At 68.1% G+C, this 14,644-nt stretch carries 13 protein-coding genes; 8 read left to right on the top strand and 5 right to left on the bottom strand.

Annotation, left to right across the window (positions count from 1 at the left end):
* The first annotated feature begins 87 nt into the window (after positions 1-87).
* Positions 88-2,424, top strand: a complete 2,337-nt coding sequence (locus QUE68_RS14155) for a Tex family protein (protein WP_284236009.1) — start codon at positions 88-90, stop codon at positions 2,422-2,424.
* A gap of 35 nt (positions 2,425-2,459) precedes the next feature.
* On the opposite strand, the gene QUE68_RS14150 is transcribed toward QUE68_RS14155, so the two are convergent.
* Complete coding sequence (locus QUE68_RS14150) at positions 2,460-4,253, bottom strand: thiamine pyrophosphate-requiring protein (protein WP_284236010.1); 1,794 nt, start codon at positions 4,251-4,253, stop codon at positions 2,460-2,462.
* 138 nt (positions 4,254-4,391) lie between these two features.
* Between QUE68_RS14150 and QUE68_RS14145 the strand changes: the two genes are divergently transcribed.
* Complete coding sequence (locus QUE68_RS14145; RefSeq protein WP_284236011.1) at positions 4,392-6,275, top strand: PecA family PE domain-processing aspartic protease; 1,884 nt, start codon at positions 4,392-4,394, stop codon at positions 6,273-6,275.
* A gap of 19 nt (positions 6,276-6,294) precedes the next feature.
* On the opposite strand, the gene QUE68_RS14140 is transcribed toward QUE68_RS14145, so the two are convergent.
* A complete protein-coding gene (locus QUE68_RS14140) occupies positions 6,295-6,588 on the bottom strand; it encodes a hypothetical protein (RefSeq protein ID WP_284236013.1) in 294 nt (97 codons plus the stop codon).
* Positions 6,589-6,725: 137 nt separating this feature from the next.
* Positions 6,726-6,995, bottom strand: a complete 270-nt coding sequence (locus tag QUE68_RS14135; RefSeq protein ID WP_284236014.1) for a hypothetical protein — start codon at positions 6,993-6,995, stop codon at positions 6,726-6,728.
* Positions 6,996-7,072: 77 nt separating this feature from the next.
* Between QUE68_RS14135 and QUE68_RS14130 the strand changes: the two genes are divergently transcribed.
* Genes QUE68_RS14130 through QUE68_RS14120 form a run of 3 tightly spaced genes read left to right on the top strand, consistent with a single transcriptional unit; the run spans position 7,073 to position 9,889 of the window.
* Complete coding sequence (locus QUE68_RS14130) at positions 7,073-8,155, top strand: AraC family transcriptional regulator (protein ID WP_284226737.1); 1,083 nt, start codon at positions 7,073-7,075, stop codon at positions 8,153-8,155.
* A 9-nt stretch (positions 8,156-8,164) separates the two neighbouring features.
* Positions 8,165-8,557 (top strand): DUF4267 domain-containing protein, encoded by a 393-nt coding sequence (locus QUE68_RS14125; RefSeq protein WP_284226736.1) that lies wholly within the window; start codon positions 8,165-8,167, stop codon positions 8,555-8,557.
* Between the two features lie 60 nt (positions 8,558-8,617).
* The gene (locus QUE68_RS14120) at positions 8,618-9,889 is read left to right on the top strand and encodes a threonine/serine exporter family protein (protein WP_284236015.1); all 1,272 of its coding nucleotides are present in this window, start codon (positions 8,618-8,620) and stop codon (positions 9,887-9,889) included.
* Between the two features lie 3 nt (positions 9,890-9,892).
* On the opposite strand, the gene QUE68_RS14115 is transcribed toward QUE68_RS14120, so the two are convergent.
* Positions 9,893-10,366: a hypothetical protein gene (locus QUE68_RS14115; RefSeq protein ID WP_284236016.1), complete on the bottom strand. Its 474-nt coding sequence runs from the start codon at positions 10,364-10,366 to the stop codon at positions 9,893-9,895.
* An 81-nt stretch (positions 10,367-10,447) separates the two neighbouring features.
* Here QUE68_RS14115 and QUE68_RS14110 point away from each other — a divergent pair, with 81 nt between their 5' ends.
* Positions 10,448-12,304, top strand: coding sequence for a serine/threonine-protein kinase (locus tag QUE68_RS14110; RefSeq protein ID WP_284236017.1), 1,857 nt, complete (start codon positions 10,448-10,450; stop codon positions 12,302-12,304).
* Positions 12,305-12,315: 11 nt separating this feature from the next.
* Here the strand turns inward: QUE68_RS14110 and QUE68_RS14105 are convergent, their stop codons facing one another.
* Positions 12,316-12,870 (bottom strand): esterase, encoded by a 555-nt coding sequence (locus QUE68_RS14105; protein ID WP_284236018.1) that lies wholly within the window; start codon positions 12,868-12,870, stop codon positions 12,316-12,318.
* Position 12,871: 1 nt separating this feature from the next.
* On the opposite strand from QUE68_RS14105, the gene QUE68_RS14100 reads away from it, so the two are divergent.
* Both QUE68_RS14100 and QUE68_RS14095 read left to right on the top strand, forming a co-directional pair.
* The gene (locus tag QUE68_RS14100; RefSeq protein ID WP_284236019.1) at positions 12,872-13,408 is read left to right on the top strand and encodes a hypothetical protein; all 537 of its coding nucleotides are present in this window, start codon (positions 12,872-12,874) and stop codon (positions 13,406-13,408) included.
* A 627-nt stretch (positions 13,409-14,035) separates the two neighbouring features.
* Positions 14,036-14,575 carry a hypothetical protein gene (locus QUE68_RS14095; RefSeq protein WP_286275701.1) on the top strand — a complete coding sequence of 180 codons (540 nt, stop codon included), beginning with the start codon at positions 14,036-14,038 and terminating at the stop codon, positions 14,573-14,575.
* The last annotated feature ends 69 nt before the right edge of the window (positions 14,576-14,644 follow it).

The following is a 14,644-nucleotide window of genomic DNA, read 5'->3' as shown; positions in this document are numbered from 1 at the left end:
GTCGTCAATATTGCTGCTTCGTTTGCGGAGACGATCTCACCTCTTGGAAGCGACGGGTGCGTCGGACGCATTCGGTAGGGTCTCGGCGTGACTCCGAGCCCTGCCGTCAAGTCCGTAAACGCCCGTCTTGCTGACGAACTCGCCGTACGCGTAGCGCAGGTGGACGCCACCGTTCGGCTGCTCGACGAGGGCGCGACGGTCCCGTTCATCGCCCGCTACCGCAAGGAGGTGACCGGTAGCCTCGACGACGGGCAACTTCGGACGCTCGAGGACCGCCTCGGCTACCTCAGGGAACTCGACGCCCGGCGCACGGCGGTGATCGCCTCGATCGAGGAGCAGGGCAAGCTCACCAACGATCTGCATGCCGCGTTGTTGGCGGCCGACACCAAGTCGCGGATCGAGGACATCTACCTGCCCTACAAGCCCAAGCGTCGCACCAAGGCGCAGATCGCCCGCGAAGCCGGCCTCGAGCGGCTCGCCGACCGGCTGCTGGCCGATCCGGCACTGGTCCCGGAGAGCGCAGCCGCAGACTTCGTCGGCGAGGAGGTCGCCGATGCCGCTGCGGCCCTCGACGGCGCACGGCACATCCTGATCGAGCGCGCCGCCGAGGACGCCGAACTCGTCGGTGCCGCGCGGGCCAAGTTCTGGGCCGACGGTTCGCTGCGCACGTCGCTGGCATCGACCGACGCCGCGAAAACCCCTGCTGCGCAAAAGTTCCGCGACTACTTCGAGTTCTCCGAGCCGTTGGAGAAGATGCCGTCGCACCGCGTGCTGGCCGTGATGCGCGGCGAGAAGGAGGGTGTGCTCGCGCTCAATCTCGAGGGCGGCGACGACGACGACGTCTACCACGCCATGGTGGCCAGGACGCTCGGCGTCGACCTATCGGCGAAGGCGCCGGCCACGCCCTGGCTGGTCACCACCGTGAAGTTGGCGTGGCGGGTCAAGCTGATGGTCTCGGCTGCGGTCGATGCGCGGATCCGGCTCAAGCAGCGCGCGGAGCTCGACGCGGTAGCGGTGTTCGTCAAGAACCTCAAGGACCTGCTGCTCGCGGCGCCGGCGGGCACCCGCACCACGCTCGGGTTGGACCCCGGCTTCCGGACCGGCGTGAAGGTCGCCGTGGTGGACGCGACGGGCAAGGTCCTCGACCACTGCGCGATCTTCCCGCACCAGCCGCAGCAGCGGTGGGACGAGGCCAAGGCCACCCTCGGTGCGCTGATCACCCGCCACGGAGTCGACCTCATCGCCATCGGCAATGGCACGGCGTCACGAGAAACCGATTCCCTGGCAACCGAACTCATCGCCGACATCCGCGCCGCCGGGGCCAAGGCCCCCGTCAAGGCCATGGTGAGCGAGGCCGGCGCCTCCGTGTACTCCGCGTCGGCGTACGCCGCGCACGAACTGCCGACCCTGGACGTGACGATTCGCGGCGCGGTCTCCATCGCCCGCCGGCTGCAGGACCCGCTGGCCGAGCTGGTGAAGATCGAGCCGAAGTCGATCGGCGTCGGGCAGTACCAGCACGACGTCACACCCGGGACGCTGGCCCGCAGCTTGGACGCCGTGGTCGAGGATGCGGTGAACGCCGTCGGAGTCGACCTCAACACCGCGTCGGTGCCGCTGCTCGCGCGGGTGTCCGGGGTGACGGACTCGTTGGCCGAGGCGATCGTCGCGCACCGCGAGTCGACGGGGCCGTTCCGCAACCGCAAGGCGCTGCTGAAGGTTCCTCGCTTGGGCCCCAAGGCATTCGAGCAGTGCGCGGGCTTCCTGCGGATCACCGGCGGCGACGATCCGCTCGACGGGTCCGGCGTGCACCCGGAGTCCTATCCGGTGGTGCGGCGCATCCTGGACCGCGCGGGTGTCACCCTCGCCGAGCTCATCGGTGACTCGCGCACGTTGAAGTCGTTGCGTCCCGCCGACTTCGCCGACGACCGGTTCGGCCTGCCTACCGTCACCGACATCCTCGCCGAGTTGGAGAAGCCGGGCCGCGACCCACGGCCCGCCTTCTCGACGGCCACGTTCGCCGCGGGGGTAGAGAAGGTCGCCGATCTGAAGGCTGGCATGGTGCTGGAGGGCGTCGTCACCAACGTCGCGGCATTCGGCGCGTTCGTCGACGTGGGCGTCCATCAGGACGGCCTGGTTCACGTCTCGGCGATGTCCAACCGGTACGTCTCCGACCCGCACGAGGTGGTGAAGTCCGGGCAGGTCGTGAAGGTCAAGGTCCTCGAGGTCGACGTGGACCGTCAGCGGATCGGCCTCACGCTGCGCCTCGACGACGAACCGCAACGACGAGGGGGGCCGGCGAAGGCGCCGGCACCGAAGACCGCGCGGCCAAACACTAACCGGCCCAACGACTCCGGCCGCCACGATACGCCACCCGCCGCCGGATCGATGGCCCAGGCCCTGCGGGACGCCGGTTTCGGACGCTAGTGCGGGTTGGCCGTCAGGTGGGTCGGGCGGCCGCCTCAGCGCGAGGAGTCGTCGGCGGCGCGCTGGCGCTGCACCCGGTCGCGTGCCGCGTCGTCGCCTTCGGACTCCAGCGCCTGGAATAGACCGTCGGCCTTGGACTCCGGCATGAACGGTGGCAGCAGCGGTGTCCCCGGGTCGGTGAGCGCCTCGATCACGAACGGACGGTCGGCGGCGAACGCCCGACGCCACGCGTCGGCGGCTTGGGATGACTCGGTGATGCGGACCGCGCCGAGGCCCAGCATCTCGGCGTAGGCGGCATACGGGAATGACGGCACGGTCTGCGACGCGCCGAACCGCGGATTTCCCTCCATTTCCCGCTGTTCCCATGACACCTCGGACAGGTCGCCGTCGTGCAGGACGAGAACGACGAAGCGCGGATCCGCCCAGTCCCGCCACCGGTCGGCGAGGGTGACGAGTTCTTGAAGGCCGGCCATCTGCATGGCGCCGTCGCCGAGAAGCGCGACGACGGGCCGATCGGGCGCGTCGAGCTTGGCGGCGATGCCGTAGGGCAGGGCGCTGCCCATCGAGGCCAGATAGCCCGAGAGGTGCGCGGGAACGCCGGGCGGCAGGCGCAGATGCCGGGCGTACCAGTAGACCGAGGACCCGACGTCGACGGCGACCCGGGCGTCGTCCGGCAGATGCCGGGACAGCTCACGAACGACGAACTCCGGGTTCGCGTTGGTGCCCACCTCGGCGCAGCGCTGCTCGGCCACCTCGTGCCACTGCCCGGTCCACTCGTGTACCTGCTGCTCCCAGGAGCGGTCGGTCTTCCGCTCGAGCAGGGGCAGCAGATCCGAAAGTGCTTGTCTCGCATCGCCGCTGACTGCCACCTCGATCCCGTACTTCGCGCCGAGCACCCGCGGCTCGACGTCGATCTGCACGGCGCGGGCCTGGCCGGGGGCGGGGTAGAACTCGGTCCAGGGATCGTTGGAGCCGACGATGAGCAGCGTTTCGCACTCGGCCATCAGCTGCGCGCTGGCCGTGGTGCCGAGGTGTCCCATCACGCCGGTGTGCCACGGCAGTGTCTCGTCGAGCACCGGCTTGCCCAGCAGTGAGGTGGTGACGCCGGCGCCCGTCGCGTCGACCAGCGCGGCGATCTGGTCGGCGCAACCGACCGCCCCCCGGCCGACCAGCAGCGCGAGCTTGTTGCCCGAGTTGAGCACGTCGGCCGCGGCACGGATTTGCGCTTCGGGTGAAGTGATCTGGGGCCGTGCCGAAATCGGCGAGGACGGGACCACACCGTGGGTGTGCTCGGTCTCCTCGGGCATCTCGGCCTGCTGAACGTCGTGCGGGATGATCAGGCAAGTCGGCGTCTGCGTGGCGATAGCCGTCCGCATGGCGTTGTCGAGAGCCATTAGCGCCTGCTCGGGCGCGAAGACGGTCTGGACGTACTGCGCGCACACGTCCTTGAACAACGAATGCAGGTCGACTTCCTGGAGGTAGCCGCTGCCCAGCGCGGTCGACACCACCTGGCCCACGATGGCGACGACCGGCCGCCGGTCGAGCTTGGCGTCGTAGAGGCCGGTGAGTAGGTGGATGGCGCCCGGACCCTGGGTGGCCATGCAGACGCCGACCGTGCCGGTGTACTTGGCGTGGCCGCAGGCGGCGAAGGCAGCGAGCTCCTCGTGCCGGGTGGAGACGAACTCCGGGCCGTCCGCACGCTGCATGGCGCCGAGAAGGGTGTTGATCCCGTCACCGGCGTAGCCGAACACCCTTGACACCTGCCACTGTTGGAGCCGTTGCACGATGGCGTCGGCGACGAGCTGGGGCGGGGCTTCGGAGTCGGTCATCCAATGGGGCTACCCGGGATCGGCGTCGGCAACCCGCCCGCGGGTCGACGAATATTGACGCATCGGCCGGAAATGCGAACCGGGCGGTCGCGCCTGGGCAACAATCAAGATCGTTTGCCAAGCACGGGGGGTCGAGTCATGAGTCATGCACGCTACGTCGGACGGGTCGGAGCGTTGGCGGTCGCCTTGGGCGTCGGACTGGCAATCGGTGCGACGTCGGCGACGGCGTGGGCCGATGACGCTGCCGACCAGACATCCACGTCATCTGGCGACACGTCGTCGAGCCAGGTAGCCGCAGCCGATTCGGTAGCCGCGGATCAGCCCGCCGTCGGCGGCGCCGCCCACGACGCGGCGAGCGGTACGGCTGGCCCCGCGACGACGACCCTCACCACCACGACGTCGGACAGCCAGACGACGACCACCGTCGGCGGCGACGGCACGCCCACGGTGACGTTCAGCAGCTCGACGGTCGACCTGTCGACGGCGAACGAGCACGGCGCGAAAACCGATGCGGCCGAGTCATCTCCGTCAACGACACCCGAGGTCCCGGACGTGCGCCCGACGGGCATGGCGTCGACCGAGGCGGTGGAGCCGATCGAATCGACGCAAGCACCCACCGGAGACCCCGCCGGCCCGCCCGACAACCCGCTGCTGCTGAGCACGTTGGCCTTGGCGCGGCGCCAACCCAGTGAAGACGCCACGGTCCCGAGCACCGTCGGCCCGGCAGCGACCACCAGCGCGCCCGTCGCCGAGGCCACCGCAGCGGCCGCGACCGGCACGACGTCGTGGCTGAACGGGCTGACGATCGTGCCGGGCGCCTCGGTGCAATTGGCGCTGCAGCAGATCACCGCGGCCGAGACGGTGCTGGTAGCGCAGACGTGGGGGCAGGCCAATCTCGTCTCCGGCGTCGTGGCCGTGGTGCCGCTGACGCTGCTGGTGCAGGCGCAGCTGTGGTTGTCGGCGTGGCAGGCGGTGACGCCGGGGGCGCAGGGCCTGGTAATAGCCACCGCGGGAATCCCGATCGTGCACCAGTTGGCCAACCTGACCCTGGACGTGACGTTGCTGTTCCCGTCGGTCGCGCAGTCATGGCTCGGGACAGCACAGACCTTCACCCAGTTGGTCGCCGTCTTCGGTTCCGCGAGTGCCGCCAACCAGGCGATGCAGCTCATGTCGTTGGCAGCCCAGAACGGCAGGGTCTATGGATTCGTGCCGCTCACGATGAAGGCCGTCACCGAACCGGTGGTCTACATGTCCATCAACGGTGGCCCGAGCGTGCCGGTCCTCGTCGACACCGGATCAGCCGGTTTGGTGATCGATCCGCGCTACGTCGGACTGCCCGGTCTCGGCACCAAAACGGGGTCGGGCACCAGCGGGTACAGCGGTGGCCTGACATACACCTACGACACGTACACCACGATCGTCGACTTCGGCTACGGAATCGTCACGGCCCCAACGAGTGTCAATCTCGTCGGCGCGGCGTCGCAGGACGCGTTCGCTGCGTACTTCGAACCCGCAGGCGTGGTGGGCGTGCTCGGCATCGGACCCAACGCGGTGGGCCCCGGCCCCAGCCTGCCGACCACCGCCCTGCCCGGCGAACTTAAGGACGGCGTCCTGATCGACGAGACGCGCGGCGTGTTGATCTTCGGCCCCAACCCGCGACCCGCCCGGGTGGGGGTGGCCGGAGCGCCGATCAGCAACCTAGAGGCGCGGACGGGCAACAACCCCCTCCAAGTCGTCTGGGTGATCATCGACTCCGGCGGGGTGACCGGCACCATCCCGACGTACCTCACGGGCACCGGACAGCTCACCGGTGACCTTCCGGCGGGCACGACGGTCTCGGTGTACACCGCCGACGGTCTGAGCCTGCTGTATTCGTACGTGACGACGGCGTTCAACACCCCGGTCGTCGTCCCGAACGACAGCCTGATGAACACCGGCTACACCCCGTTCGCGCAGCAGCCGATCTATTCGTCGAACGTCGGCGTCGGCGGCATCGGTACGACGTACTTCGACTACGGGTAGGCAGTCGGTCCTGGGCGCATCAGCAGGGTGGTTCGTCCTCGTGCGTCGTCCGAAGGTGGTGAGTACCGGTCGGCTGACGCTTCCGGTAACGCTGGTAGGCGTTGCCGCTGGCGATGCCGAGGGTGTCCCCGATCTTCGTCCATCCGACGCCAGCGATGCGGGCGGCCTCGACGGCTTCGAAGAGCGCGGCCCTGGTCTCCGGATTGTCATAGCGCTTCACGCGCTCGGCGGCGGTGGCGATGCGGGCCAGGACGTCGTCGTGCGCGCTGGTCCAGTTGTTGCGCACCTTGGGCTTTCGAGGTTGGTCGTTCATGGAATCTCCTGCAGTACCCCAGCCGAACTGGGGAAAGAAGTCGACACCGCGAGGCGCGGTGCTGGGGGTCGACGAGCCACGAACGTGTGGCTACGGGTCAAGATTCAGAGCCTGTGGCAGCAGCGCGGGGCTGCTGATCAGATGTGGTGGCAGGGGGTCGCGGGCACGCTCGGGGGGTCCTGGATGAACGGCACGAACCACCGACTGGTCAGTCGACCAGTGTCGTTGTGACGCAACGTCTTCCACGTCCTCGTCTGGTCGCGTCGAGTGCGACGCGTGATCGAGGTGTCGGCGCTCGGTCCGCTAGCCGTGCCGTTGCCGGACGGGCTGGTGGTCGGGGCGTTCAGATGTGGTGCGTTCATCGCCTTCTTCTGCTTCCAACTGCGGCGTTGCAGGAGGTTGTACATTCAGGATGCCGTAGGGCAGTGGCATTCGTCTTGACGATTTGCGACAGGTTTTTAACATTTGCCGACAGGGGTGACGCATGGGGAGTCTGATCCGTGCAACCGTGTTGCGCGGCTATCCCGAGTTGGTGCACGAGCTCGGGGGAGACCCCGAGGCGTATCTGGCGCGCTTCGGCATCCCGGTCATCGTGGAGGACCCGGAACACGCCTTCATTCCGTTCGCGGCCTACGTCCGCCTGCTCGACGTCACCGCCGACGAATTGTGTTGTCCGGACTTCGGATTGCGCATGTCGCACTGGCGGGGGCTGGAGATTCTCGGGCCACTCGCGGTGATCGCGCGCAATTCGAAGACCCTGCGCGATGGCGTGCAGTCCCTCGGGCGCTATCTCTACGTCCACTCACCGGCGCTGGCGTTGAAGCCCGTCCCGCAGACGACGGCGCACCGCAGCTTCAAGGTCACCCTCGAGGTGACCGAACGAGGGCTGCCCGAGGTGATCCAGGCCTACGAGGTCGGCATCGCGCTGAGCGCTCGGATCATCCGCCTGCTCGGCGGTGCCGATGCTCGGCCGAAGTCCGTGTGGTTCATGCACGGCCGGCAAGGGTCGGAGGCGGCCTACCGGGAGGCGCTGGGCTGCCCGGTGCGCTTCGGGCGGCCGACGTGCGGGTTCGAACTGTCCGCACGGCTGGCGAACCAACGGGTCGAGAGCGCCGATCCCGAGGCCAGGCGCATTGCGGCGAAATACCTTGAGTCGAAGTACCTTCCGCCGACGGCTCGGTTGTCGGATCGGGTCGCCCAGCTGGCTCGTCACCTGTTGCCCACGGGGGAGTGCAGTGTCGACGCGATCGCGAGCGAGCTGGCCCTGCATCCGCGGACGTTGCAGCGCCAGCTCGCAGCGGAGGGGACGCGGTGTCAAGACGTCATCGACGGCGAACGCCGTATGCTCGCCGCGAAGTACCTCGCCCAGCCGGGGTTTCAGCTGGTCCAGGTCGCGGGCCTGCTCGGCTACACCGAGCAGAGCGCGCTCAACCGCTCGTGCCGGCGTTGGTTCGGAACGACGCCACGGCAGTACCGGGTGCAATCGGGTCGCACCGCCGCCGCCCCGGCGACGGGCTCCATGGTCGGCAGCCGCAAAACCCCTCTCGCACGGGGAAAGAGGCCCTAGGGTCCGAGCATGTCGATCGACCGTGCCGCACTCGCCGTCGGGGGCATCCGCCTCGCGTCGGGACTCTCGTTCCTCGTCGATCCGGTTCGCGCCAACAGGTGGTGGGGTGACCCAGACGAACCGGTGGGCAGCGCACGGCTGCTGCTGTACTCGATGGGCTACCGCGACGCGCTCATCGGCGGATTGCTCGCGACGGCAGCCCTTCGCGGCCGCGAGACGCGCGGCTGGTTCCTGGCCTCCGGTGGTGCGGACGCGGCAGATCTCCTCGGCGGGTTGAACGCTCATCACCAGATGAGGCGGTCTCAACAGCTGATCGGGCTCGGCGGCGCCGTCGTCGGCATCGGTGTTGGACTGTGGGGTGCGACGCGCCCGCGGGCATCCGACACCACGCCGACGGGCTGAGACGGCGCGGCCGGCCGGTGGGGTTGGGCGGTCGGCCAGCCGCCCGTCACAATCACCGCTATGAGCGATGACGCGCGGGGGTTCCTGCAATCGATCCGCAAGGAAGTGCCGCGGGCCCTGACCGGGGGACCGGTCGACGACGACACCGAGGTCGCCGCGATGCTGCGTGAGCTGGGCATCGCGCTGATCGAGTGCGAGCAGCCCACGCACCTGGTGGAGGCACGGCTGTTGGCGATCGCCAAGAACTACACCAGCGAGACCGTCCGCGTCGTGGTGCTGCCGACGGCGCTGGTGGTCCAGGTCGGCACCGTCGCCTACGAGGTGGAGACGGTGGTCAACCCCACCACGCAGCTGAACCTGGCTGGCCGGGTCGACGCGATCGCCGAACTCGCCGAGTTCGGCGCCATCACCGCCGCCGATGCGGCACGTGAAGCGGCGGCGGCGCGGACCATGCCGCCGCGATTCGGTCCGGTCACCACCGTCATCGGGTACACGATCACCACGCTGGGCTTCGGCATGGTGATCAACCCGACGTGGGCATCGCTGTGGGGTTACGTGTTCCTCGGCTCGGTGGTTGGGGCGATCGTCATCTTGGGTCGGCCGTTCCCCACGTTGAACGCCGTGCTGCCCACGCTGGCGGCGGCGGTGGTGACGCTGCTGGCCACGTGGTTCGTCGCGGATGCCGCCAACGATGGGTTGCTGCGGGTGATCAGTCCGCCACTGGTGGCCCTGCTGCCCGGCCTGGCGTTGACGATCGGCGCGATGGAGCTGGCCAGTGCGCAGATGATCAGTGGCGCCACCCGGCTGATCTATGGAGTCATGCAGCTGATGCTGCTGGTGTTCGGCGTCGGCCTGGGCATTCACCTCGGGGCGGAGATCGTCCCGCAGCAGCCGTCGGCGCAGATGGGCGGCTGGTCGCTCTATGTCGCGGTGGTCGTGATTGCGATCGGGTTGTACGTCTACCTCTCGGCGCCCAAGGGGTCGTTCGCGTGGCTGGTGTTCATCGTTGGCGTCGCCCTCATCGGACAGAAGGTGGGCGGATTGTTCTTGTCGCCCACGCATTCCGGTGCGCTCGGGGCGTTCCTGGTGGTGCCCTTCGCGATGCTCGGTGCGCGGATCAAGACGTCACCGCCGGCGATCGTGATGATGCTGGCGGCGTTCTGGGCATTGGTGCCGGGCGCGCTGAGCTTCGAGACCCTCGGCGAGGCCGTAGCCGGCGAGGGCGACATCACGACGCTGGGGACGACGGTGGCCGCGGTCTTCTCGATCGCGCTCGGGACGTTGGTGGGGTGGAGTGTGTTGGCGACGATCGACGCGCGGTTGCGGCGGTGAGGGTTAGGTGCGCGGGGTCAGCTTTATCGCGCCGATGTGCAGCCGCGGGATTGCCTCGGCGAAATCGTCGAGCGAGGGCACCGTCGGCGTGCTGAAGCTCAGACCCATGGAGCGCTGCGCCTTCTTCGCCCCGTAGCCGGTGGCCACGCGGTGGGCGATGTCGGCGACGGTCGCGGGGTCCTTGATCAGCTGGCCCTGCATCGGCGTCTGCTTCCCGCGGTACCAGACGTCGGCGGGCGCGCCGTCGGCGAAGTTGTACTTCCAGCCCGCTTCGGCCATGGCGTAGAGCTCGCCGTCGAGGTGGTGCGCGCTGATGGTCACGGAGAACCGTCGGCCCGACTTGCGGCCGGTGTACTCGAGGACCATGAAGTCCTTCAGCGACGCGCCGAGGCCGGGGACACGGAGCGCGGTGCGCAGGGTCGGGTTGAGCAGGCGCATGACGAGTTGCGGGGGATGGGCGACGTCGATCGTGGGCATGGGTGTCAGCGTAGGCCGATCACCGGCCCACTTTCGCAGATAACTCGTGTTGATCAGGTACCTGATGGGTACCGTCGTTGCATGCCGTTGGCGAACGGCGCGAAGTTTGCCGGCTACACGATTGAGCGGCAGCTTGGCGCGGGGGGAATGGGCGAGGTCTACCTCGCTCAGCACCCGAGGCTGCCCAGACACGATGCGATCAAAGTCTTGAAGACCGCCATCTCGTCCGATCCCGACTACATCGAACGCTTCAACCGCGAAGCCGATTTGGCATCGAAGCTGTGGCACCCGCACATCGTCGGAATCCTCGACCGTGGCAAGTATCGCGGTCGGCTGTGGATCTCGATGGACTTCGTCGACGGTGACGACGCGAGCCGACTGCTGGACGAGCACCCGGACGGGATGCCCGTCGACGACGCGCTGGCCATCGTCGAGGCGGTGGCCTCGGCGCTCGACTACTCGCACTCCAAGGGGCTGCTGCATCGCGACGTCAAGCCGGCCAACATCCTGCTCGCCGACGCCGAGCCCGGCGAACGACGAATCCTGTTGGGCGACTTCGGTGTAGCACGAGATCTCTCCGACAACACCTCCGGTGGCCTGACGGCGACCAACATGACCGTCGGCACTGCCGCCTACGCCGCGCCCGAGCAGCTGATGGGACTGCCGCTCGACGGCAGGGCCGACCAGTACTCACTGGCGGCAACCGCCTATCACCTGCTGACGGGGAAGCAGCCGTATCAGCATTCGAATGCCGCCGTCGTCATCAGTCAGCACCTCAACGCGGATCCGCCGTCCCTCGGAGGTGCCCGGCCCGAGCTGGCTCGGTTCGACGCAGCGCTGTCCCGGGCGATGGCCAAGGACCCCGACGAACGGTTCGCGACGTGCGCGGACTTCGTCACCGCCCTCGAGGAGGGTGTGCTGCCGGTGCCCGCCGGGACGCCGTCATCATTCGATGACGCGGACACCATGCTGCGGGCGGCAGCGACCGTGCCCGCGGCCGCGGCGCCGCAACCACCCGCGGCGAAGACTAGTCGTCGTCGAGGACCGTGGATCGCCGCCGCTGCGGCAGTCGTCCTGGTCGTGGTGGCGCTGGTCGGGTACTTCGCGCTAGCGCCGGCGCGCGAACCATCGCAACCTCCGTTCAGCCTGGCGGGTTCATTGCGCTTGGCCAACGACGCGGTCAAGACGTCGGGTCTTCCCGCCGGCTATGGCTGCGCGGGCGCGCGGGAGTTCGGCGACGTCGGCCCGAACGCTCCCATCACAGTGGAGAACGAGTCGGGCACGCTGCTGGCCAAGGGGTCGATCTCGGCGGGCTACAAGGAGAGCGACGGATGCGTGCTGCGCTTCCGCGTGGCGGACGTGCCCGCGGGCGCGCAGTTCTACCGCGTTCACGTCGCGCAGCACCCGGAGATGAGCTACACCGAAGCGGAGGCGAAGGCCGGGGTCGAATTGCTGATGGGCACTAGCGACGATCCGACGACCTCCTCTTCGAAGCCGACGCGGACCTGGACGCCGACGCGCACCAGCGCCGCGCCGCCTCCTCCAAACATGGAGCAGGTCAGTCTCGCTCGATTGCAGCGGATCGCCGACGAGGACCGCTCCTCGGTCGCGAGCTATCTCGCCGATCGTTGGATCCCGCAGATTAGTTCGAAACGCGTTGGCCTCGAGGCGAAGGGCATCACCTGGAACAACCAGGCGATCCTCGACGAGCACCTACGCCTGCGCGGCATCTACCCCAACGTCCGGCTGCTGTGGTCGGGGGACTGGTCGACCTATGACGGACGGAATTTCTGGGTTACCGTGGTCGGCCTTCAGTCCGACAACCCCTACGACATTCTCGATTGGTGCACTCAGCAGGGGTTCGACCGGGACAACTGCATCGCGAAGATCGTCAGCACCACCCATGCGATCGATGGCAGTACGAAACTGCTTCCCTAGATTGCTGGCAGCTAGGCCAGGATCGACGCGAGCGCGCTACGCGGCACCGAGACCTGTTGCGCGCCAGCGGCTTCGATCGTCCACTGGCCAGGGCCGATGAAGAAGATCACCGCGTCGTCGGTGAGGGCGAAGTTCTGGTACATCTGCGCACCGATGGGGTTGGCGTCGACGGGCGCGCCCTGCAGGCGGTTCCGCAACTCTTCCTCGACGATGGGGTCGAGCACCGCGACCGGGTCGGTGCCCGGCTTGAACAGCGTCTCGAAGGTGATAGGCGCCTTCTTGGCAATGTCGAAGTTGAGCGCGTCGTAGTAGGTCTCCGGGTGAGCCCCGCCGACGTTGACGTACTCCTCGAGCACCAGGCTCTCGGTGCCGGTACCCGCTGGACCCGCCGCGTACGTCGTCGACTTGATGTCGAGCGCCTTGGGGACGTCGCGGGCGGGGAGCTCGCTGAGCGTCTGGACGAATTGGTCCCGCTGGCGCCTAAGGACGGAGGCCAGTGCGGATTGGTCGGGATAGGCGACCGGGAAGCTCATGTCGATCGTGTAGTCGGCGGTCTCGGTGTGCACGGTGCAGACCTGGTCGGGGCCGGTCCGGCCGCCGAGCTCGTCGCAGGCCTACGGCGCTACTTGCCGCAGTCGAGACGCGAGTCTGGTGCCGCAGCAGCCGTCGGCGCAGATGGGTGGCTGGTCGCTGTACGTGGCCATCGTGGTGATCGCGATTGGGCTCTACTTCTATCTGTCGGCGCCGATGGGCTCGTTCCTATGGCTGGTGCTCGCGGTCGGGGTGGCACTGATCGGGCAGAAGGTGGGTGGAATGTTCCTCAACGCAACGCATTCCGGTGCGGTCGGGGCGTTCCTGGTGGTGCCGTTCGCGATGCTCGAGGCGCGGATCAAGACCTCGCCGCCGGCGATCGTGATGATGCTCGCGGCGTTCTGGGCGTTGGTCCCCGGGGCGTTGAGCTTCAAGACGCTCGGTGAGGCGGTGGCAGGAGAAGGTGACATCTACACGTTGGGCACGGCGGTCGCGGCGATCTTCTCGATCGCGCTGGGCACGCTGATCGGCTGGAGCGTGTTGGCGACGATCAATGCGCGGTTGCGGGGGTGAGGGGTGGGGCTCGAGGTAATGGTGCGCAAGTCCGTGCTTGGCGTGCGGCAGAATCTAGGGGGTGGACGAGATGCCGTTGTCGGTTGACGCCGCGGGTTTGAGGCAGGGCGCAGGTAGCAGCGTCGCCCTCGCTTCCGATCTCGCCGGGCGCGGCGACCAGGGATCGGACGTGGGAAGTCAACCCAGCCATGCAGGTGTGGCGGCATTGAACGGTGCCGTGGTCAGTGTCCGAAGGCGCCAAGCGCAGCGGGTGAAGGCTGTCGCGGCCGACATGCTCACGAGCGCCGACGCATATGACACGGCAGACGCCGACGCAAGGGGACGCCTCGCGGAGTCCATGTGAATCCTGCTGCCGTGGCGTCACCCTCGCCGACAAAGTCGCAGCTTCAGAGCTGGCAGAGCGCCCACCTCAGCGACGCGGCGGCACGGTGGCGTGAATCCGCCTCGGAATCCGAGGACGCATTCGACCGGCATCGGGCGAACGTCGCCGCGCCCGGTGGCACTGAGTGGGTGGGGACCGCTAAGGACGCAGCGGTGCAACGGGTTACGACTGACCTCGCGGTGGTGAGACAGCAGAGCGCAATGCAAGCGGCCGCTGCCGAGATCGCCGAACGAGGTGCCGGTGACGTGCGTGCGGCGCAGCGAGCGGCCCTGGATGCCATTGACGACGCCGAGAGGGATGGGTTCACCGTGGCCGAGAACCTTTCGGTCATCGACGCTCGCGACTTCGATCCAGATACCGCTGTTGTACGTCACCGGGCGGCGATGGAGCACGCAGAATACATCCGCTGGCATGCCGAGCGTCTGGTGCAGACCGATCGTCTGGTCGGCGACCAGCTCACTGAGAATGCCGGGGAACTGCAAGGGATCCGGTTCGAGGGTGAAGGAGACCCATCGAACGACGGCGCCATTCAAGCGGTCGACTTCAAGCAGGGGCCGCCGGGACACGCCGAGTCGGAGGCCGACAGACGTCGAAACGAGGAAGCTGCGTTCAAGGGGGTGTTCGGTCGTGAACCGGTGTCATCGGCAGATTGGTCGACGGCGGCCGCGCTCGACCCGCACAGCTACGACCCGGACGTGCAGGGTCTGCCGCCTGAGATCCGAGTAGCCCGAGTCGCTCCAGTTCCCGGTCAGGGGGTCGTGGCATTACTCGTCCGTTGTAGATGACAGCTCGCTAGGCCCGCCACGGTTTGGGAGCTGGGGATTTTCGACCGGACGCGCGCCGAACGTTAGTCC

Origin of the sequence: Mycolicibacterium sp. TUM20985, assembly GCF_030295745.1 — a bacterium.
Classification (GTDB): domain Bacteria; phylum Actinomycetota; class Actinomycetes; order Mycobacteriales; family Mycobacteriaceae; genus Mycobacterium.
The sequence above is the reverse complement of the archived record's forward strand: the minus strand, read 5'-3'. Positions and strand labels throughout refer to the sequence as shown.